We start from the raw sequence: 1,108 nt of genomic DNA, 5'->3' as shown, positions 1-1,108 counted from the left end.
CGCGACAAATACAGCGGCAAGCAGGCAAAGATCGGGATTAAATTCGTGATTTTTAAGTAGCTTGCCGAAAAGCACTCGAGGCGAAATTCCGTATTCATGATGCCGCGCCAGTTTCTCATGACCTCGCTGAAGCTCGCGCGGAAGCGGCCACGCTCGGCATCCTCTCCGCGCATAAACGCTACGGCTTCTGCGTTTTCGCGCGCTAGCAGCAGATCCGAGCGATAATTGGCTTCGGCGCGCTGCTTGGCAAAATTTAGCCCCCTAAGCCTGCGCCCGATGAGATGCGTAATCAGCGAGCAAAGTAGCGTATAAATAAGCGCGACGTAGAGCAAAAAGCCTTCGATCTCAAAGTGCATACCGAAAATTTCAAATTTCAGCACCTTCGAGACCTGCCACAGGATCGCAACGAAGGCGATGAGCTTGGCGAGATTATAGACGAGCGATTTTACGAGATCGACGCTTTTTTGCACGAGTAGCAGGCTATCCTCGGCGATACGCTGATCTGGGTTATCTAGCTTCGAGACCCTTTTTGAAATTTCACGATCTGCGCGAGTTTTGGATGAAATTTCATTCTCGCTTGCGCCGCTTTGCCCTACTGCATTTTGCTCCGCCTCACTCGGTAAAATTTCAAGCTCGTTTACATCTCTATGCAAAGCTGCGCTGTCCGCTTCGGCTGCGAAATACTCTGCGCGCTCGTTTAAATTTGCGTCGCCAAGTTTTTCTAAATTTGAACCGCCCCCGGCGCTAAAATTTCCATCAAGGCTCGTGCGGTAGAAGTTTGCGTTATGTAGCCATTTGCGCTCCATCATCGCGCTTAGCCGCTCGCGCCAGACGATTACGAGCAGTTTACGAAGCCAGCTGCCGCGGACGATGAAAAGCACAATGAGCGCCGTGTAGAGCAAAAACTCGCCCACGAGCGCGGGGATCAGCTCGCCTTTAAGCTCGCTTAGCGCGTCGTAAAAGCGCTTGTCCCACGCGTTCATCAGCACGCTGATTTTGATGATAGCGAGACTAGAACCAAGCGCGAGTAGTAGTAGCGCCCACAGCTTCGCCGCGCCCTTGCCGAACCAATGCGGACGTAGAATTTCAAAAAAATGCTTTAGCGTTT

At 51.9% G+C, this 1,108-nt stretch carries 1 protein-coding gene; it reads right to left on the bottom strand.

All coding sequences use genetic code 11. The features are described 5' to 3' along the window. A partial coding sequence (locus Q0438_RS10000; protein WP_367178511.1) for an SbmA/BacA-like family transporter occupies positions 1-1,108 on the bottom strand: 1,108 nt, incomplete at both ends.

The sequence above is a fragment of the uncultured Campylobacter sp. genome (assembly GCF_938030785.1).
Taxonomy (GTDB): Bacteria; Campylobacterota; Campylobacteria; order Campylobacterales; family Campylobacteraceae; genus Campylobacter_B.
The sequence above is the reverse complement of the archived record's forward strand: the minus strand, read 5'-3'. Positions and strand labels throughout refer to the sequence as shown.